This window comes from Mycobacterium sp. DL99, assembly GCF_004762045.1.
Classification (GTDB): domain Bacteria; phylum Actinomycetota; class Actinomycetes; order Mycobacteriales; family Mycobacteriaceae; genus Mycobacterium.
Genome location: NZ_SJOM01000007.1, coordinates 2637094 through 2656021 on the forward strand (window position 1 = coordinate 2637094; position 18928 = coordinate 2656021).

General features: G+C 67.4%; 20 protein-coding genes. 9 read left to right on the forward strand and 11 right to left on the reverse strand.

Annotated elements, in window-relative coordinates:
- Positions 1–154 precede the first annotated feature (154 nt).
- Complete coding sequence (locus EYZ64_RS13255) at positions 155–1222, forward strand: DUF4192 domain-containing protein (RefSeq protein ID WP_135453852.1); 1068 nt, start codon at positions 155–157, stop codon at positions 1220–1222.
- 4 nt (positions 1223–1226) lie between these two features.
- Here the strand turns inward: EYZ64_RS13255 and EYZ64_RS13260 are convergent, their stop codons facing one another.
- The 3 genes from EYZ64_RS13260 to EYZ64_RS13270 form a co-directional block, all read right to left on the reverse strand.
- Positions 1227–1916, reverse strand: coding sequence for an iron-dependent transcriptional repressor DtxR (locus EYZ64_RS13260; protein WP_036444961.1), 690 nt, complete (start codon positions 1914–1916; stop codon positions 1227–1229).
- 181 nt (positions 1917–2097) lie between these two features.
- The gene (locus EYZ64_RS13265) at positions 2098–3087 is read right to left on the reverse strand and encodes a sigma-70 family RNA polymerase sigma factor (protein ID WP_286174847.1); all 990 of its coding nucleotides are present in this window, start codon (positions 3085–3087) and stop codon (positions 2098–2100) included.
- Positions 3088–3204: 117 nt separating this feature from the next.
- Positions 3205–3651: a DUF3099 domain-containing protein gene (locus tag EYZ64_RS13270; protein WP_286174849.1), complete on the reverse strand. Its 447-nt coding sequence runs from the start codon at positions 3649–3651 to the stop codon at positions 3205–3207.
- A gap of 59 nt (positions 3652–3710) precedes the next feature.
- On the opposite strand from EYZ64_RS13270, the gene EYZ64_RS13275 reads away from it, so the two are divergent.
- Positions 3711–3947: a DUF3039 domain-containing protein gene (locus EYZ64_RS13275; protein ID WP_044517849.1), complete on the forward strand. Its 237-nt coding sequence runs from the start codon at positions 3711–3713 to the stop codon at positions 3945–3947.
- On the opposite strand, the gene EYZ64_RS13280 is transcribed toward EYZ64_RS13275, so the two are convergent.
- Both EYZ64_RS13280 and EYZ64_RS13285 read right to left on the reverse strand, forming a co-directional pair.
- Positions 3937–4941: a YihY/virulence factor BrkB family protein gene (locus tag EYZ64_RS13280; protein ID WP_135453855.1), complete on the reverse strand. Its 1005-nt coding sequence runs from the start codon at positions 4939–4941 to the stop codon at positions 3937–3939. The two genes, EYZ64_RS13275 and EYZ64_RS13280, sit on opposite strands and share 11 nt — an antisense overlap.
- Before the next feature lie 85 nt (positions 4942–5026).
- Positions 5027–5218, reverse strand: coding sequence for a DUF7455 domain-containing protein (locus EYZ64_RS13285; RefSeq protein ID WP_003880579.1), 192 nt, complete (start codon positions 5216–5218; stop codon positions 5027–5029).
- A 159-nt stretch (positions 5219–5377) separates the two neighbouring features.
- On the opposite strand from EYZ64_RS13285, the gene EYZ64_RS13290 reads away from it, so the two are divergent.
- The 4 genes from EYZ64_RS13290 (at position 5378) to EYZ64_RS13305 (ending at position 8769) form a co-directional block, all read left to right on the forward strand.
- Positions 5378–5752, forward strand: coding sequence for a DUF952 domain-containing protein (locus EYZ64_RS13290; protein ID WP_135453856.1), 375 nt, complete (start codon positions 5378–5380; stop codon positions 5750–5752).
- A 42-nt stretch (positions 5753–5794) separates the two neighbouring features.
- Positions 5795–6433: a TetR/AcrR family transcriptional regulator gene (locus EYZ64_RS13295; RefSeq protein WP_135453857.1), complete on the forward strand. Its 639-nt coding sequence runs from the start codon at positions 5795–5797 to the stop codon at positions 6431–6433.
- 87 nt (positions 6434–6520) lie between these two features.
- Positions 6521–7717 (forward strand): LLM class flavin-dependent oxidoreductase, encoded by a 1197-nt coding sequence (locus EYZ64_RS13300; protein ID WP_135453858.1) that lies wholly within the window; start codon positions 6521–6523, stop codon positions 7715–7717.
- On the forward strand, positions 7717–8769 hold the full coding sequence (locus EYZ64_RS13305) for an alcohol dehydrogenase catalytic domain-containing protein (protein WP_135453859.1): 1053 nt from the start codon (positions 7717–7719) through the stop codon (positions 8767–8769). Before EYZ64_RS13300 ends, EYZ64_RS13305 begins: the two co-directional genes overlap by 1 nt.
- Positions 8770–8822: 53 nt before the next feature.
- Here EYZ64_RS13305 and EYZ64_RS13310 read toward each other — a convergent pair whose 3' ends face one another.
- From EYZ64_RS13310 to EYZ64_RS13325, 4 genes are read right to left on the reverse strand one after another with little or no spacing between them, the layout of a single operon-like run.
- Positions 8823–9602, reverse strand: coding sequence for a glucose 1-dehydrogenase (locus EYZ64_RS13310; RefSeq protein ID WP_502703013.1), 780 nt, complete (start codon positions 9600–9602; stop codon positions 8823–8825).
- Positions 9603–9607: 5 nt separating this feature from the next.
- A complete protein-coding gene (locus tag EYZ64_RS13315) occupies positions 9608–10405 on the reverse strand; it encodes an SDR family NAD(P)-dependent oxidoreductase (protein ID WP_286174852.1) in 798 nt (265 codons plus the stop codon).
- Positions 10406–10415: 10 nt separating this feature from the next.
- Positions 10416–11405, reverse strand: a complete 990-nt coding sequence (locus tag EYZ64_RS13320; RefSeq protein ID WP_286174853.1) for an alpha/beta hydrolase — start codon at positions 11403–11405, stop codon at positions 10416–10418.
- Positions 11402–13048, reverse strand: coding sequence for an AMP-binding protein (locus EYZ64_RS13325; protein WP_135453861.1), 1647 nt, complete (start codon positions 13046–13048; stop codon positions 11402–11404). Before EYZ64_RS13325 ends, EYZ64_RS13320 begins: the two co-directional genes overlap by 4 nt.
- A 147-nt stretch (positions 13049–13195) precedes the next feature.
- Between EYZ64_RS13325 and EYZ64_RS13330 the strand changes: the two genes are divergently transcribed.
- Positions 13196–14644: a wax ester/triacylglycerol synthase family O-acyltransferase gene (locus EYZ64_RS13330; RefSeq protein ID WP_135453862.1), complete on the forward strand. Its 1449-nt coding sequence runs from the start codon at positions 13196–13198 to the stop codon at positions 14642–14644.
- Here the strand turns inward: EYZ64_RS13330 and EYZ64_RS13335 are convergent.
- Positions 14588–15607 carry an acyl-CoA dehydrogenase family protein gene (locus EYZ64_RS13335; protein WP_135453863.1) on the reverse strand — a complete coding sequence of 340 codons (1020 nt, stop codon included), beginning with the start codon at positions 15605–15607 and terminating at the stop codon, positions 14588–14590. The two genes, EYZ64_RS13330 and EYZ64_RS13335, sit on opposite strands and share 57 nt — an antisense overlap.
- A 74-nt stretch (positions 15608–15681) precedes the next feature.
- On the opposite strand from EYZ64_RS13335, the gene EYZ64_RS13340 reads away from it, so the two are divergent.
- Entirely contained in the window at positions 15682–16779 is a 1098-nt protein-coding gene (locus tag EYZ64_RS13340; RefSeq protein ID WP_135453864.1) for an acyl-CoA dehydrogenase family protein, read from the forward strand.
- Positions 16780–16788: 9 nt separating this feature from the next.
- Here EYZ64_RS13340 and EYZ64_RS13345 read toward each other — a convergent pair whose 3' ends face one another.
- On the reverse strand, positions 16789–17601 hold the full coding sequence (locus EYZ64_RS13345; RefSeq protein WP_135459984.1) for an IclR family transcriptional regulator: 813 nt from the start codon (positions 17599–17601) through the stop codon (positions 16789–16791).
- A 210-nt stretch (positions 17602–17811) separates the two neighbouring features.
- Between EYZ64_RS13345 and EYZ64_RS13350 the strand changes: the two genes are divergently transcribed.
- On the forward strand, positions 17812–18879 hold the full coding sequence (locus tag EYZ64_RS13350) for an acyl-CoA dehydrogenase family protein (RefSeq protein WP_167857817.1): 1068 nt from the start codon (positions 17812–17814) through the stop codon (positions 18877–18879).
- Positions 18880–18928 lie beyond the last annotated feature (49 nt).

Genomic DNA, 18928 nt, shown 5'->3' on the forward strand with positions numbered 1-18928 from the left:
CTACGCCGGTTGCCTGCTCCTCGCATGTCGGCGAGACCGAATACCGGATGAACAAATGCCTTTGGTTATCCCCAGCACAGAGTCCATCCCCAGCCGGCCGCAACCGACGGCTCGGGTGCCGATCCGTGACGGCGCCGGTTGGCACGGTCGGGCCATGACAACACCATCGCCATCCTCGTCAGAGTTCGACTTCCATCTCACCCGTCCCGGTGCGCTGATCGCCGCACTGCCCGCGGTGCTCGGATTCGTCCCGCACCGCAGCCTCGTTCTGGTCACCGTCGACCGGGGCGAGTTGGGCTGCGTCATGCGCGCCGATCTGACCGAGGACATGACCGAGCGCATCGCGCACCTGGTCGGCCTCGCCGCCACAGCCGGCGTGGACGCGGTGATCGCCGTGGTGGTGGATGACCACAGTAGGGACTGCCGGGTGTGCGACGACCGCTACCGCGACCTGGCGTCGGTGCTGGAACAGGCGCTCGCCGCCGACGGCATCGAGCTCTATGCCGCGCATGTGGTGGACAAGGTGGCGGTCGGCGGATTCTGGCACTGCGCCGACGGTTGTGGCGAACAGGGGCGGGTGGATGACCCGAGTGCGTCGCCGCTGGCGGCAGCGGCGGTGCTGGACGGTAGGCGGCTCTACGCCAGCCGCGACGAACTGCTGCAGGTGATCCGGCCGGATCCGGTCGCGCGCGACTCGATGAAACGGCCGTTGGCGCTCGTGGCGCAGCGGCCCGGCTGTCCGGACACTCGGCCCGACGCCGAGGTGCGCAGCGACATCGAGGCCGCGATGACGGCGGCCCTGGCGCTGGCTGAGGGTGATGTGCCCGGTGGTGCCGAGTTGGCGCGGCTGGCTGTCGGGTTGGCCGACCCCCGGGTCCGCGACACGCTCTATGCGCTGGCGGTGGGGGAGTGCGCGGAGCAGGCCGAAGCCCTGTGGGCTCTGTCGGCCCGCAATCTGCCCGAGCCGTGGCGCGTGGAGGCGCTTGTCCTGCTGGCTTTTTCGGCGTATGCACGCGGCGACGGTCCGCTGGCCGGGGTATCGCTGGATGCCGCCTTGCAGGCGCGGCCGACGCACCGGATGGCCGGAATGCTCGACACCGCACTGCAATCGGGGATGCGCCCCGAGCGGATCCGGGAGCTCGCGGCCACCGGGTATCGGTTGGCTGAGCAGCTCGGCGTCCAGTTGCCGCGGCGAAGGGCGTGGGGGCGCAGGGCCGGTTGAGTCGCTAGACCTTCTCGACGCGGACCGCGTGCGCCATGTGATGGGGCAGCTCGACCTGCTCGTGCCCGGGGATCACGATCATCACGCCGCCGTGGTCGTTGGCCTCGACGGTGACCCGCGCGTTCGGCACCACTCCGGCGTCCTTGAGCCGGCCGATGAGCTCGGTGTCGCCCTGAACGTGCTCGGTGAGCTGACGCACCACCACGGCCACCGGCAACCCGACCGGGAGTTCGGTGAGCCGGACCAGGCTGACATCGTCGAAGCCTGCGGCGCCGACGCCCAGGTCCGACAGACCCGGGATGGGGTTGCCGAACGGGGAGGTGGTGGGGTTGTCGAGCACCTGGACCAGGCGCCGCTCCACGTCCTCACTCATCACGTGCTCCCAGCGGCACGCCTCGGCGTGGACGTCCTCCCACGGCAACCCGATCACATCGACGAGCAACCGTTCGGCCAGCCGGTGCTTGCGCATCACGGCGACCGCGAGGGCACGGCCCTTGTCGGTCAGCTCCAGGTGGCGGTCACCGGCGACGTGCAGCAGGCCGTCGCGCTCCATGCGTGACACCGTCTGGCTGACCGTCGGACCACTTTGGTCGAGGCGTTCGGCGATGCGGGCACGCAGCGGCACCACGCCCTCTTCCTCGAGGTCGTAGATCGTCCGCAGGTACATCTCGGTGGTATCGACCAGATCGTTCATGCGCGCCTTCCCAGCCCCAACGTCACCGGACAGTCTACCGTTTCCGGCGTTTGAACTGCGGCGCAACATAGCGGCGTCGGGCAGGTCACATCGTGGCGCAAAACCCCAGGATATGCGGGGAAAATGCCTGGATATGCGAAGTGCCCCGCCGGAAACCGGCGGGGCACATCGTCAGGAGGGACTAGCTGGCGTAGGAGCGGAGCCGATCGGCACGCTCGCCGTTGCGGAGCTTGGCCATCACCTCACGCTCGATCTGGCGGACCCGCTCGCGGGACAGACCGAACAACTTGCCGATCTGGTCCAGGGTGCGGGGCTGGCCGTCGTCGAGGCCGAACCGCAACCGGATCACCTGCTGCTCGCGCTCGTCGAGCGTGGCCAGCACGTGGCGGATGTCGGTGTGCAGCAGCTCGGAGATGACGGCGTTCTCGGCCGACATCGCGTTCTCGTCTTCGATGAAGTCGCCCAGCGGGGCTTCTTCGTCGGTGCCGACCGGCATGTCCAGGCTCACCGGGTCGCGGCTGTGCTCCAGCAGATCGTTGATCTTCTCGACCGGAATGCCGGACTCCTCGGCCAGTTCCTCGTCGGTGGCCTCGCGGCCAAGGTTCTGGTGCATCTCACGCTTGATCCGGGCCAGCTTGTTGACCTGCTCGACCAGGTGGACGGGGAGACGGATGGTGCGGCTCTGGTCCGCCATCCCGCGGGTGATCGCCTGGCGGATCCACCATGTGGCGTACGTGGAGAACTTGAAGCCCTTGGTGTAGTCGAACTTCTCCATCGCGCGGATCAGACCCAGGTTGCCTTCCTGGATCAGGTCCAGCAGCGGCATTCCGCGACCCGTGTACCGCTTGGCCAGCGAGACCACCAGGCGGAGGTTGGCTTCCAGCAGATGCCGGCGGGCCGCCTCACCGTCGCGGACGACGGTGGCCAGGTCGCGCTTGCGGTTCTCGCCCAGACGCTTCTTGGTGTTCAGCACGTGCTGGGCGTACAAGCCTGCCTCGATGCGCTTTGCGAGCTCTACCTCATCGGCGGCGTTGAGCAACGCCGTTTTGCCGATGCCGTTCAGATACACGCGCACGAGGTCGGCGGCAGGGCTCTGGGCGTCCAGATCACTGTCGACGCGGCTTGTGGTGGCATTTGCCATGACGGCCTCCTGATCAGCTCGAACTGTCATGATCTACAACGTCGTAGACGCCATGAGAGTTCCCACCGATCCCCGGATTCATGCCCGTTGAGCTGCGGTTTTTCCGAAGCGACCTGAGAATGTCCTGAGAATAGCTAAAGAAGCCGCTCAGCTTGGGGCATCGTCGCCGGATCGCGCTGAGTCCGGTTGCGGTGGCATGAACGGTTCCTTCTGTAACGCCGGCCGCTCCGCGGTCGGGAACAGTGGAATCCGCTCGCCGCGACCTGCGTAGCGCCGTGGCTCCTCGGCGCTGCGCGGGGGACGATCGTTTGCGATCAGCACCGCCATCCAGGGCAGCGGTATCGACACCGCGATGATCGCGAGCGAGATGAGCCCGTTCTGCCAGATGTTGTAGGCGACCGCCGCGAGGATGAGCGCCGGAATGCGGAAGGCCATCAGCGTCAGGTACTTGCGGACGCGTTGGCGATGCTGCACTTCGTATGCGGGTGCGGCTTTGGTGATGAGTACCGGGCGGGCTTCCTTGCCGAAATCGTCGCCGAAATCGTCGTCGAAACTCAGCTCGTGGCTTTGTTTCATGCCTCTACTGTTCCACACCTGGACCAGGTGGTGACAGGCGGATTTCTCTATGCCCCGCAGCCAGGCACAATAAAACTATGCAGACCCAGACCATCGAGCGCCCGGACACCGACGAACGCGTCGACGACGGGACCGACGACGACACCCCCAAGTTCTTTCATTACGTCAAGAAGAACAAGATCGCCGAAAGTGCCGTCATGGGCACGCATGTGGTCGCGCTGTGCGGCGAGGTGTTCCCCGTGACGAAGTCGGCCAAGCCGGGCTCTCCGGTGTGCCCCGACTGCAAGAAGATCTACGAATCGCTCAAGAAGTAGGCGGCTGTAGCGGCGGCTCGGCGGACTCGGGCACACGGGTTTCGGCCGGTGCCTGGGCCCCGCTGTTGTGGCCGCCGTTGAGGGCTTTGTCCTCCAGCCATTCCCGCAGTCTCCTGGCGTGGGTGTCCGACGCGGGCCACTCCTCTTGAATGGCCGCATTGAGTTCGGCGCCGAGCATGATGGCAAAACCCAGGAAGAACGCGAACAGTAGAAACGCGATCGGTGTGGCCAGCGCGCCGTAGGTGTAGCCGGTGCTGGTGATCCAGGTCAGATAGATCCGCAGCCCGAATGTGGCGACCAGGAACACGACGGTGGCCAGTATCGCGCCGAGCATCAGTCGGTGCGTCGGGATCGGCGCAGGCAACGAGACCCGGTACAGAATGGTCACCCCGATGAAAACCGCCAGGAAAAGCGCTGGGTAATACCCGTAGCGCAGCACGTTGTCCCAGCTGTCCGGGATGTGTTCGGAGATCGCACGCGGGCCCAGCGCCAGAAGCGGCGCGGCCCCGATGGCGGAGACCAGCATGATCACGTAGAGCCCCAGCGCATAGAAGCGCTGCCGCACCGGATGCCGCAACGGCGTCTGGTCGTGGGCCTCCACGATGGAGTCCACGAACGCCGAGACTGCCGACGACCCGGCCCACAACGAGATCACGAAGCCCACGGACACCACTTCGCCCCGGGCGCCCCGCACGATGTCACGGATCGTCGGTTCGATGATCTCGTTGACGACGTTGGGGGAGAAGAAGCTGTTCGCCGCGTTGATCAGCTGATCCTGGATCGTCGGCAAGGTGTCCGGCCCGAACAACGGTGCGATGTAGGCCAGGCTGCCGAGCATCCCCAACAGGAGGGGAGGCAGTGACAACGCGCACCAGAACGCCGCCTGCGCAGACTCCGAGAAGATGGAGTCGTCCCAGCTCTTCGACAACGTGCGTCGAGTGATGTGCCAGATGTGGTGGCGTGATGGTGGTACTGGAAGTGGCTGGCCAGTCATGACCAGTCAAGCATTACTGACGAAACGTGCTCCTGCCCAGGCGGGGTGGTGTCGGAGGTTACGAAAGGTGCCGCGCCGACGGCCGTTATGCCTCGGCCGCGCTGGTCTCGAGCACTGCGGCCAGCTCGACCAGCTTGGCCTCGTGCTCATTGGCATGGTGCTGGCAGAAGAGCAGCTCCGCCCCCGAGGGCAGCTTCGCGCGCACGCGTGCGGCCGCACCGCAACGATCGCAGCGATCGGCTCTGGTTAGCTCGGGGCTTGTCAGAGTTGCGTTCATGGCTCCTCCGTCTTCTGCTCTGCGCATCTCGGCAAAGGCGCCTTGATTGCGTATGTCTACTCTGTCAGACGTTTTGGATTCCGGCCTTGTTCCCCAATGGTTCACCGGTGTGTCGTGTCTCACTTGGCCGCCGTGTTGCTGGCGGGGCAAGCTGACGGTATGCATCCATCGCCGCGTGTCCTGGTTCACCTGTGCAGCGTCGAGGACTGGCTGACGGCTCAGCGTAGCGGCGAACACCGTCCGGACTCACTCGGGGTGCAGGGCTTCGTCCACCTTTCGGCTCCGGGGCAGGTCCATCTGCCGGCCAACCGGCTCTACTCCGGACGCGGCGACCTGGTGCTGCTGCACATCGATCCGGAGAAGTTGATGGATCCGGTGCGCTGGGAGCCGGGGGTTCCGACGGACCCTGAATCGATGCTCTTCCCGCATCTGTACGGCCCGCTGCCGGTGGGCGCTGTGATGAGCACCACGGCCTATGTGCCTGACGACCAGGGGCGGTTCGCGCCGCTGACCGGCGACACGCCGTCGCGGTAGAGCGCACTCAGCGGCCGGTGCGGCCCGTGACATGCTCGTCGGGTGTCCGGCGCAGCCCAGAATCGGCAGGGCGCGGCCACCCGGCTGCGCCTGGTGAAGGCCGCCGAACGATTGTTCGCCGCTCAAGGGGTCGATGCGGTATCGGTGCGCGCGGTCAATGCCGCCGCGGGCCTCGGTGCGGCCTCGGTGCATTACCACTTCGGATCCAAGGATGACCTGCTGCGCGCGGTGCTCACCGACGTCGGTGCGCCGGTGCGCGACGAGATCGCGGTCAACGTGGCGGTACTCGCCGCCGATCCGGTCGCGCCGAGTCCTGACGCCCTGGTCCGCGCGGTCACCGAGCCGTATCTGAAACTGCTGGTGCGCCATCGGGTCCGGGGAATGCGGTGGATCAAGATCATCGCGCAGATCTCGCAGGAGAACAATCCGGTGCTTCTCGCTACCGAGCAGCACCTGCCCGACGAACTGTTCACCCAAGTTCAGCGGGCCTTTCCGGATTCCGACCCGGCGCGCCTGGAACTGCGCTGGGCCATCTCGATCATGAACTTCATCCAAGCGCTGAGTCGGGCCGACGAATGGCGCCGTAACGGCAGCCGTCTCGACGAGGACGAACTGCGCGATTTCTACGACGACCTGGTGTGTTTCGTCGTCGGCGGCGTCGATCGCCTCCTCGGTTCCTGAACTGATCCGTCCTACCCAGCGGGAGCTTTCGCGGCTGAATTTATGGATCACTTGATCCAATCAATTGATCCAGATAACGTCCGGGACATGTGGAATTCGAGTTCGATCAAGTTCGGGGCGTTCCTGGCGCCCTACCACCCCCTCAACGCCGACCCGGCACTGCAGCTGCGGCGTGACATCGACCTGATGGAACACCTCGACCATCTCGGCTTCGACGAGGCGTGGATGGGTGAGCACCACTCGACCGGGTCTGAAATCGTCCCTGCGCCAGACATGTTCATCGCCGCAGCAGCAGAGCGCACCGAGCGCATCCGCTTCGGCACCGGCGTGATGTCGCTGCCCTACCACCACCCGCTGGTCACCGCGGACCGCATCACCCAACTCGATCTGCAGACCCGCGGCCGGCTGATCGTCGGCACCGGGCCGGGCAAGATCCCGCTGGACGCGCACATGATGGGGATCAACCCGAGCGACCAGCGTCGCATGCAGGGCGAGGCGCTGGAGGCGGTACTTCGGCTGCTATGCGGCGAGGTCGTCAACATGGAGACCGACTGGTTCACCCTCCGCGATGCGCGGGCCCAGTTGCCCACCTACGATCCGGCAGGCATCGAGGTGGCGACCGCGTCGACCATCTCTCCGAACGGGTCGGTGCTCGCCGGCACGCACGGGCTGTCCCTGCTGTCGCTGGCGGCCAGCTCACCGACCGGATTCGACGTGCTCGACCGCAACTGGGGTGTCTACGAGAAGGTTTCGGCCGAGAACGGACACCGGGCGGACCGCTCCACCTGGCGCCTGGTCAATCCGATGTTCATCGCCGAGACCCGCGCCGACGCGGAGCGGGCCGTCAGCCGCCGGATCCATGCCATCGCCGAATACGTCAACCGCCAGCAGGGCATCAACCCCGACTGGGCGCAGACCCCCGAGGGCATCATCAACCAGTGGCGCACCGACAACCTGGGCGAGTTCGGCCAGGTCATCATCGGAACGCCTGAGGATGCGATCGCGCAGATCGAGCGTCTCATCGAGAAGACCGGCGGATTCGGCACGCTGCTGATCATGCATGTGGACATGGCCGGCTGGGAGGACACGAAGCGCAGCTACGAACTGTTCGCCTCCGAGGTCGTCCCGCACTTCAAGAACCGCAACGTCGGCCGGCAGGCCAGCATGCAATTCGCCGAGGACAACAGCCAGTACCTTCTCGGCGGCCTCATCGGCGCGATCACCAAGGCGCACACCGACTATTACGGCCAGCCTGCCGAGCAGCTCGCCGGGCAGGGGGCCTGATGCGCGCGGCGCAGTACTTCGAAGGCACGTTCACCGTCACCGACGTCACCGAGCCTCCGGCCACCGGGCCCGGGCAACTGCGCATCAAGGTTGTGGCCTGCGGCATCTGCGGCAGCGATCTGAGCATGTCGAAGGATCCGTGCCGGTTCGTGTCGGTCGCAGCCGCCGGGGGCTTCCCGCTCGCGGTGTTCGACCACAGCAAGCCCATCGTGCTCGGACACGAGTACGCCGGCACGGTCGTCGAATGCGGTCCGGGCGTCACCGATTTCGAGGTGGGTGACCGGGTCGCGGGTATCGGCGTCGCCACCGAGGCCGGCACCGGCATACCGACGATCATCGGCTATTCGAACGAATACCACGGTGCCTTCGGCGAGTTCATCGTCGTCGACGGGTTCTGGGTGCGCAGGGTGCCGGACGGGTTGTCACTCGAGCACGCAACGCTGGCCGAGCCGCTGCACGTCGGCGAGATGCACGTGCAGCAGTCGGGGCTCACCGAGGCCGACGCCGCACTGGTGATCGGTTGCGGCTCTATCGGTCTCGGCACGATCCTGGCGGCCAAGGCCCACGGTGCGCACACGGTGATCGCCGCCGAGCCATCGCCCAAGCGCCGCGAGCTGGCACTCAAGATGGGTGCCGACATCGTGGTCGACCCGAACGAGCAGGATCCCATCGAGCTGTGGAATTCGATGCTCATGGAAGGCCGCGGCGGTAATGGCATCCTCATCGCCTACGAGTGCAGCGGGCGCGTCGGCACCCTCAACACGCTGACCCACACCTTGCCGTTCGGATCCCGGATCCAGGTCGTGGCTTCACCTTTCGGTGACGAGACGATCATCCCGGTGGTCGCCCAGTTCCGGCAGATCGCGATCAACTTCGGCCACGGCCCCTACCATGAGGCCTATGACACCGTGCTGAAGCGGCTGGCCGACGGCGAGATCGACGCCGAGGCGATCATCACCGGCCGGGTCGGTCTGGACGGGCTGGGCGACGCTTTCGAGGCGCTGCGTGACCCCGAGGCGCACGTCAAGATCCTGGTGCTGCCCGGGGCGTGAGGTCGGCGAAGTCCGCGCTGTGCGTCGAGGGGGCGCGCAGCGCGGAATCGCGGTCAGCCGGCGTGAACCGGCGTCACCGGAATGCGGCCGGCACTGGCGCCACCATCGACGGTCAGATCCGCGCCGGTGATGTACGACGATGCGTCCGAGGCGAGGAATGCCACGACGTCGGCAACCTCTTCGGGGGTACCGACGCGCGTGAGTGGCGCACCGGGATGACCTCCGAGACCGCGTTCCACCTCGAGATGGGCGATCATCGGCGTGTCGATCATGCCGGGATAGACGGTGTTGACCCGAATGCCAAACGGGCCCAGCTCGATTGCCGCGACCTTCGACATGCCGCGCAAGCCCCACTTCGATGCGCCGTATGCGGTGTAGCCCGCGAGTCCCTGCACACCGGCCTGTGACGAGATGTTGACGATCGAGCCGCCGCCGGCGGCCTTCATCGGTTCCGTGACGGCCTGCATGCCGAGGAAGGCGCCGATGAGATTGACCCGCAGCATCTGCTCGAATCCGGCGGTGTCCTGCTCAGCCAGCGGCACCACCTTGCAGATGGCGGCATTGTTGACCAGCACGTCGACCCGTCCGAACTCCGCCATCGCGGTATCGACGGTTGTGCGCCAATCGATTTCGCTGCCCACATCGTGGCGGACGAAGCGGGCGGCGGGGCCGATCGATTCGGCGACCGGCTCACCCTCTTCGGCGAGGACGTCGGTCAGTACCACCCGGGCACCGAGCGCGGCGAACAACCGCGCTTCGGCTTCACCCTGTCCGCGGGCGGCGCCGGTGACGATCGCGACCTTGCCGGACAGATCCATCAGCTTCGCGTTCACCATGGCTACTTCTCGTTCTGGTCGATGCCGGTCAGCAGGATCTCCGACATCCGGCGGGGGAACTCGGTGACCTTGGCCATGGCCACGATCTGACGCGGCATGACGACATGGCGCTTGTTGCGTTCGATGGCGTCGGCGATGGCAGTGGCCACGACCTCGGGCTCGAGTGCGGACGAAGGCAGCATCCGCAGGCGTTCGAACCGCTCGATCGTCTTGCGCGCGGGTGTGAATTCCCGGATGTGGTCGATCATGTCGGTCCTCACCTCGCCGAGCTGGACGAGCGTGGTGCCCACAGGCTTACCCCGCAGCTCCGCGCGGATACCGGCGGTGAAATGGCTCAGGCCGGCCTTGGAGGTGCCGTACAACGTGACGCCGGGACCCTGCGCGATCGCACCGTAGGACGACACGTTGACGATGTGACCGCGGCCCCGGCGCACCATCCGCGGCATGGCCTGGCGGCACAACTCCAGGGGTGCGGCGAGGTTGACCTGCAGGAGGTTCTGCACGTCGGAGGCGCTGGCGTCGGGGAACAGGCCGACCCGGTCGATTCCGGCATTGTTGACCAGGATGTCGACGGGGCCGTCGGCCTCGACCTGGTCCAGCAGTGCCTCGACGGCGGCGGGATCGGTGAGGTCGGTCGGGTAGGCCTTGCCGCCGATCTCCTTGGCGAGCAGGTTGAGCGACTCGGCATCGCGGGCCACCACGGCGACGTCGACGCCGCGTGCGGCCAGCACCTCGGCGATGCTCTTGCCCAGTCCGCGGCTCGCGCCGGTGACCAGAGCGCGGGTGTTCCTCAGCTTCATGGGTTGCCTTTCAATGGTTTTCAGGTGTGGTCGTGGAGCACAGGGCGTCGCGAACGACGGCGCACACGTCTTCGGTGGCCTCGGCGGCGGCGGGGAGGTGGTCGGCGAGGTTGAAGAATCCATGGAAGCCGCGCTCGTAGCGCCGGACGCTGACTTCGGCGCCGCCGGCCGCGAGCATGCGGGCATATTCCTCGCCCTCCTCGCACAGCGGATCCAGGGCCCCGGTCAACACGTGCGCATCCGGAAGTCCGGTCATGTCACCGAGAATCGGCGATGCCGACACCTCTGCCTGTGCGCCGCTGTCGCCGAGGTACTGCGCGGTGAACCACTGCATGTGCTCGGCGGTCAGCACCCCGCTCTTGGTGTGCGGGCTGGACAGCGAGGACTTACGGCGCTGATCGACCACCGGGTAGATCAGCACCTGGAATGCGATGTGCGGCCCGCCGCGGTCCCGTGCCGTCATCGCCACCACCGCCGCCAGGTTGCCGCCCGCGCTGTCGCCCGCGATCACCAGCCGGTCAGGGTCGCCGCCGAGGTCGCCGACGTGGGCGGCCACCCATTCGGTTGCGGCCCAGGCATCTTCGACCGCGGCGGGATACGGATGCTCCGGCGCCAGCCGGTAGTCGACCGAAACCACGATCGCGACGATGCCGTTGGCGAGCCTGCGGCAGCACGAGTCATGGGAGTCGAGGTCGCACAGCACGAACCCGCCGCCGTGGAAATAGACGAGGACAGGTAGTCCCGCGTCAGTGTCGATGCGGGAGTCGGTGGGGTCCAGCGGATGGTAGATCCGTACCGGAATCTCACCGGCGGGACCGGGAATGGCACGGTTCTCGACGCGGCTCACCTGCATGGGTCTGGCCGGTCGGCGGCTGGCCTTGAGCCGGGCCCGTACCTCGGCCGCGGCGGCGATGGGGTCGCTGCCGCCGGAGAGGATCGGGGCGAACGCGTCGCCCATCCGACCGGCGACCTCACGCTTCATGGTTTCGGAGTCGCTCACTTGGAACCCCCGGTCAGCTCACCGCGAAGCACCTTGCCGGTGGCGTTGCGGGGCAGCCTGCCCAGGAACTCGACGTCCCGGGGGATCTTGTACCGGGCCAGGTTCGCCCGCACGTAGTCCTTGATGTCGTCGGGGGCCAGGGTGGCGCCGTCGACCAGCACCACATAGGCATTGAGCCGTTGACCGAAATCGTCGTCGCTGACCCCGATCACCGCCACCTCGTCCACCTCGGGATGACTGGTGATCAGATTCTCGACCTCCAGCGGATAGACGTTCTCACCGCCACAGATCGCCATGTCGTCGTCACGGCCGTCGATGTAGAGCCGGCCGGTGTCGTCGAAGTGCCCGACGTCGCCGCTGCTCTGCAGCCCTTCGATCGATTCCTTGGTGCGGCCGTCGGTGTAGCCCGCGAAGCTCACATCGCTGCCGGCGAAAACCCGGCCGATCACGCCCGGTTCGGTGATCTCGTTGCCCGCATCGTCGTACAGGCGCACCGCGCATCCCACCGGTGCCCGGCCCGCGGTGCGCGGATCGTGCAGCAGGTCCTCGGGCATCGCCACCGTCATTACCGCGAGTTCGGTTGAGCCATAAAGGTTGTAGAGCACCGGACCGAACTCGGCGAGGGTGCGCTTGACCACGTCGGGCGGCATAGCCGACCCCGAGACGAAGATGATCTTGAGTGACGAGGTGTCGTACTTGTCGCGAATGTCCTTGGGCAGGGCGAGAATTCGCTGCAGCATCGTGGGCACCACGACGAGCACGTCGCAGGCGTGGTTCTGGACTGCGCGCAGCGTCTCCTCGGGGTTGAACTTGCGTCGCAGCACCAGGCGGTTGCCCAGCGCCAGCGACAGCACGGCCTGACCGAGTCCGGTGCCGTGGAACATCGGGGCGGCCAGCATGCAGGTCTGACCGCGGCGCCGCGGCACCCGGTCCAACAGCTGCGCCGAGAACAGGGGAGAGGTCTTGCCGCGCGGGGCGCCCTTGGGTGTGCCGGTGGTGCCGCTGGTCAGCAGGGTCATGCCGCCGGGCTTGGCGGGTGCGGCCACCGGTGCCGGCGAGGTGGCGGCGATCAGGCCTTCCAGCGAGCCTTCGACGTCGGAGGTCGATCGGTCATCGGTCCACGCCAGGAAACGACGTACGCCCGGATCGATGGCGCTGACGAGGTCGGTGAACTCCTCGTCGTAGATCAGCACGTTGACCTTCTCGCGGGCCGCGACATCGGCCAGCTGGGGTTTGGCGAAGCCGGTGTTCATCAGCAGCAGTTGTGCCCCGACCTTGCTGGCCGCGGCCAGGATGGTGACCAGTCCCCGATGGTCCCGGCACAGTGCCGCGATGACCGAGCCCGCTCCGATTCCCCGGGAGTTCCAGGCCCGGGCGAGTGCGTTGACCCGATCGTTGAGCTGGGCGAACGTCACGTCGCCCCATTCGTCGGTGATGGCGATGGCGTTGGGGTCGCGGGTGGCGGCGCTTTCGATGACGGCGGCGAAGCCGCCGAACTGGCGGACCAGCTTTGCCTGCCGGATGCCGTCGGCAGCTCCACCGGACAGCCCTGACTCGCGCAGCACCGCGATGCTGCGGGCGATCACCCGGAACCGGTTGACCTTGGCGGCGAGGCTGGCAGGGCGCGGAATGGCTCGCTTCATGGCGCAAACCGTAGGTCGCAGCGAGGCGGCTGCGGGTTGCCGAGTCTCGCTGGGCGGGACAGCTTGTCTACTGGGACACACGTTTGGATAAGAGTGATGGCAGCCACAGAAAGTGCCGTATCGGCGGCCGGACAAGCGAGGGTGAGAATGCGGCGTTTGAAGGGTGAGGACAACAGCTTCCTGGCGTGGGAGAGCTCCGTCCAACCGCAGCACACGATGAAGGCTGTCGTGCTCGACCCGAGCCAGATGTCCGAGCCACTGACGTTCGACCGGCTCAAGGCCGCGGTGCAGGGCTGGGTCGACAACATCGAGCCCATGCAGTGGCAGTTGCTGTCCCCGCGGGTGGGGTTCGGCCGGCCGTGGTGGGTTTCGCGGCCACGGATCGACATCAACCACCACGTGCAGCGGACCACTGCGCCCGCACCCGGTGGCGACGAGGAGCTCGCCGCGACGATCGGCGAGATCTTCGAGGTGGCCCTGGACCGCGACCGGCCTGCCTGGCAACTGTGGTTCGTCGAGGGTCTGGCCGACGGTCGCATCGCCCTGGTGCTCAAGATCCACCACGCCGTGGCCGACGGCACCGCATCTCTGCGGCTGCTGGAAACCCTGTACAGCACCGATCCGCAGACTCCGTTGCCGCAGCCGCAATCGACGCCGTTGCCGAACGAGCGGCGCCCGGCACCGTGGATCTGGTGGCCGCTGGTCCTGCGTCACCAGATCGCGGCACTGGCACGTTTTCCGAGCATCATCGCCCGTACCGTGGCCGTCACCGGCGTGATCCGCCGCCGGCAGAAGGCCGGAAAGCCCGGTTACGCAGAGGCATTCGCCGCGCCGGCCATGCCGTTCAACGAACCGTTCTCGGCCAGCCGCCGATTCGCCTACCGGCGCTGTGACGTGACAGAGATCAAGCGGGTGTCAAAGGCTTTCGGCGTCACGATCAACGACGTCTTCCTCAGTATCTGCGGTGGGGCCCTGCGCGACTACCTGGCCGAGAACGGACAGCTCAGCGACGAAAGCTTGACCGCGGTGGTGCCGGTCTCGATGCGCCCGGACGAAACCGAAACCGAGGCCGAGTGGGGTAACAAGGTGGCGCGCTGGAACGTCCACCTCGCGACCCACATCGCCGATCCGGTGGAGCGATTGGCCGCGATCGCCTCGGCGACCCGCGCCGCGCGTGAGGTACAGGCAGAGCGTGACGCCTGGCTGCAGCACGACTGGATGGAGTACTGGCCGCTGTTCTGGTTGTACTCGCGGGTACTGCCGATCCTCGGGGCCAAGATGAAGCGCCGCCCGATGTTCAGCCTGATCGCGTCCAACATGCGCGGCCCGCAGAACACGCTGTACTGGGGCGGCGCACCGATCGAACAGCTCATCTCCTCGGGGCCCATCGTGTTCCCGATGGGGTTGAACTTCACCGGGTGGAGCTACCGCGACGAGATGGCGATCTGCGTGCTGACCTGTGGCGATCAGGTGTCGGACCCGTACGGCATCGCTGACCGGGTGCCGCACGCGCTGGCGGAGCTGGCGGCGCGGGCAGGTTCAGCCGGCGCTGGGATCCCCGCCGATGCTTCGAATCGTCAGGCGGTATCCGGCTAGGACATCGAACCAGAGGCGGGCCACCGGATCCGTCGCATCGAGTGCGTGGCGGCTGCCGCTGCTCAGCAGTTGATCGGCGGCGTTGCGGGCGCGGGTGACGGCCTGGCGCAGCGCCGTCGCGGCGGCGGGGGCATCGGCGCTCAGCGCCGCGACGAGTTGCAGCCGCGCGGCGTCGATGTCAGATTCCGCCTTGGCTACCAGCACCGCCGACGATGTCAGTTCCGTGGTGTCCTCGCTGCCGTACGAGGTGGCCAGCCGCTGGCGGACCTGGCCGACATGTGCCTGCCACACGCCGGCGGCGGCGCCGACGACGGCAGCGGCCTGCCCGGCCCAGTCGAGTACCAGGCAGGAAGGTGGGGCATCGTCGAAATCGCCGGTGTCACAAGAACTGTCGTCTGGATACGGGAACACGGCTTGTGCGTCGATGACCGTATCGGACGCCGTGACGTCACCGATTCCGGCCGAATCCAAGCCGCGCACGCCGGCCTGTCGGGCTACCTGCACCACATCGCGGGGGAGAAGGACACACCGGACCGAATCCCCTTCCCGGGCGCTGAGCAGCACCCAGTCCGCGAACAGGGCAGCCGTCACCGATTCCCACTGACCGGTCAGCCGGAAGTTCGCGCCGTCAGGAGTCAACCGCCCCGTCGGTTCCCGGCCGGCGGTGACCAACGCACCGGCGTCGGCGCCCCACACCCGTTCGGCGGCAGTGTCGCCGAGGCCTGCCACCGTGTAGGCGGCGGCATTGACCGCCGCGGCCGACCACCCGCCCGACCCGTCGCGCTCGGCGAGGCCGGCCACGGCGGTGACGAAATCGACTGCCTCCGAAGCCGATCGGGACACCGCACGCCCGCCGTAATGGGCCGGCTGCAGCAACCGCGACGACGGCTCGCGCAGGACGGCAATCGATTCAGTAGCCGAGACGCCGGGATCGACGCCGCGCGCAGCGGGCGGCTCGGCCATATGACCTCCTGGGAGGGGCGACGAATGGTATCCACGATGGTGACATACCCGACGGGCAGGACAGGGCGGCACTGATGACGCAGAATGTGCGCGCCGCAGTGCGCCAGGCACTGCCGGCGATCGCCCAGGCCGCCGCCGATGTCGACCACACGGGGGCCGTCGACCCCTCGGTGATCGGCGGCCTGCACGACGCGGGTTTCTTTGCGATGCTGCAACCCAAGGCGTTCGGCGGGATGGAGGCCGATCCGGCCGAGTACCTGGCGGTCACGCGCGACCTTTCCGCGGCATGTACCTCCACCGGCTGGCTGGCCGGGTGGTTGGGGGTCAACACCTGGCATCTGTCGCTGTTCGACGAGCAGGCCCAGCGCGACGTCTGGGGCCGGGATCCGCGGACCCTGCTCTGTGAGTCGTACGCCCCGACCGGCCGGCTCGAACGAATCGGTGACGACTTCCGGTTATCCGGCCGGTGGAGCCGGTGCACCGGAATCCTGCACTCGTCGTGGCTCATGGCCGCAGCGGTGCTGGTCGGCGAGGACGGTGCGGCCCAGGATTTCCTGGTGGCCCTGGTGCCACGAGCCGACTACGTCGTGGAATCGAGTTGGAACAGCGTGGGATTGCGCGGTATCGGTGCGCACGATGTCGTCGTCTCGGGTGCGGTTGTGCCGCGGTACCGCACGTTCGGCTGGGTCAGCGGCGAGCAGCTCGGCAGGCTGGCTCCGCTGTACCGATTGCCGCAACCGACCATGTACACCCACACCGGCACGGCTCCTCTGCTCGGCGCCGCCGAGAACATCCTTTCGGCGTTGCGGCCCCGGGCCGGCTCGTCGGTTGATCCGGTGGCGATGGCGTGCAGCGATCTCGAGTTGTCGGTCCGGCAGATCGAACGCAACCTCGGCGATCTCATGGACTGTGTCCGTGCCGACCTCACCCCGGACAGCGACCTGGTGCTGCGGTCGCGGCGCGACCAGGTGCTGGCCTCCGAGCGTGCCGTCGCGGCGATCCGGACGTTCATCGCGCACTCGGGCGGCCGTGATATCGAGGACCCATTGGTGGAACGGGTGTGGCGCGACGTCCAGACGGCGCAGACCCACGTGGCCAGCAACGTGGAGCAGGTGTTGGCCCTCGTCGGCCGTCACTCGTTCGGCATGGAGGTCGACGAGATCCTCTGGTAGCCGCCGCCTTCAGACCCACGCGTCAGAGGTCAGCGTCCGCAGCACGCGGGACAACAGGTTGTCGGTGGCCTGCGCGTGCGACGGGGAGGCCGACACCGCATCCCGGCCGGCTCCCAGTTGCTGGGAGATGTGCCGGGCCGCACGGATCACGAACGGGGCGGTTCGCTGCAGACGGTGCAACGGCACCGCGCCGGTCAGGGACAGGCCCGCCACCTCGCCGTCGGCCGACCGAAGTGGGGCCGCCACGCTGGTCAGTCCGATCGCCAACTCCTCGTTGTCGTAGGCGAGCCCGTGCCGGGACCGGATCCGGGCCAGTTCCCGGTGCAGGGTCTCCAGATCGCTGATGGTGGATCGGGTGGACCGGGTCAGCCGTGGCCCCAGGACGGCGTCCACCTCCTCGGCGGGAAGCTGGGCCAGCATGGTCTTCCCCAATGCGCTGGCGTGCGCGGGCGAGTGCCCGGCGACGCGGGTCGGCACCACAGCACTGTTGCGGCCGGCCACCTTGTCGAGGTAGACCACGTCACCGCCGAACAGCACGCCGAGGTGAACCACCAGTCCGGTGTCGGCATGCAGGCGCGACAGGGTCGGCGATGCCACGCTGCGCAACTGCGAGTGGTCGACCATCCTGGTCACGGGCAGCGGGGAGGCGGCCAGCGCATAGCCATCGGGGCGGTGTTGCAGGAGGCCGGCGCTGTGCAACTGCTTGAGAATCCGGTGCACCGAGGACCGGGGAAGGCCCGTGCGGCCCGCGATCTGGTCCAGCCGCAGGTGCTTGCCGGGCTCGTCGAAGACGTTGAGGATCAGGGCCACGCGATCCACCATCGACACGGCCGTCTCCCGTTGTTCGGCGCGTGGTAGTGATGTCGCGTTGCTGGTGGATGCCGGCACCTGCGCCCCCTAGGACGTCGAACAGTGAGTCACTCACGATCTCACTCAGCGGGATGCTGCCGCAACCACCTGATTGCGGTACCCGACCATGGTGGTCAGCACGCGGTACGCGCGACAAGGGAGTTTTGGATGCGTGGTGTTGAAATGACCAGGGACGTTCTGGACGGCATCAATGAGAATGCCGATCGGATACAGGCACTCGGGCCCGTCAACGAGACGCTCGGCCGGCTCGACAACCGGACGGTCGATGCGCTGCGCGAGTCCGGGGTGATGCACATGCTGCAGCCCGCGGAGTTCGGCGGTATCGAGACCCATCCCGGCGACTTCGCCGAGGCCGTTCTCGAGATCGCCCGGCTCGACGGGTCAGCGGGTTGGGTCGCCGGTTCGGTCGGCGTGCCGCCATGGGCATTGGCCTCGGCCGACCGGCGTCTGCGCGACGAGGTGTGGGAGGCGGACTCCGATATCTGGATCGCCTCGGCGCACACGCCGGCCGGACTGCTCCTGCCTGTCGACGGCGGCTATCGGCTCTCGGGCGAGTGGCGGTCGGTCGCGGCGATCGACCACTGCGAGTGGGTTGTCGTCGGGGCCCGTGTGGTCGGCACGGGCGATAGCAACGGGCTCGGCTACTCGCTCGTCCCGCGGTCAGATCTGTGCATCGTCGAGGAATCCTGGGATGCGATCGGGTTGATCGGCACCGGAAGCAAGAGCATCACGATCGCCGACGTGTTCATTCCCGGGCATCGGCTGTTGAATCACAACAGCATCGTCGACGGCACCGCGGCGGGACACGCGGGTCTGCGCAATCCGATCTACCACATTCCGCTGAGCACCATTGCGCCGCTGGGCATCACGGCCGCGGTGATCGGCATGGCCGAGGGCGCCCTGGCCCAGCATGTCGGGACAGTGGACTCCGACGGCCCGGTCTCCGAACACGCGGCCGCCGAGATCCGGGCGTCGCGGCTGGCGTTGCTCGACACGCTGACGGCCTCGTTCAACCGGGTATTGGACGGGCCCATCGACCCCGGTATGCGGGCACGTGCGCGCCGCGATCAGATCGCCGCAGCCCGCAGGGCGGTGCGTGCGATCGATGAGATCGTCTGTCACTCAAGCGTTGACGCGCTGCGCCGAACCAGCCCGGTGCAGCGGTGGTGGCGGGATGCGCACGTCGGGCTTGCGACCGTGGTCGGCGAGTCAAGGGCGGTAGCCCCGTAACTGACGGAAAAACGGTGGGCGGCGCTGATTGTCAGCGCCGCCCACCGTT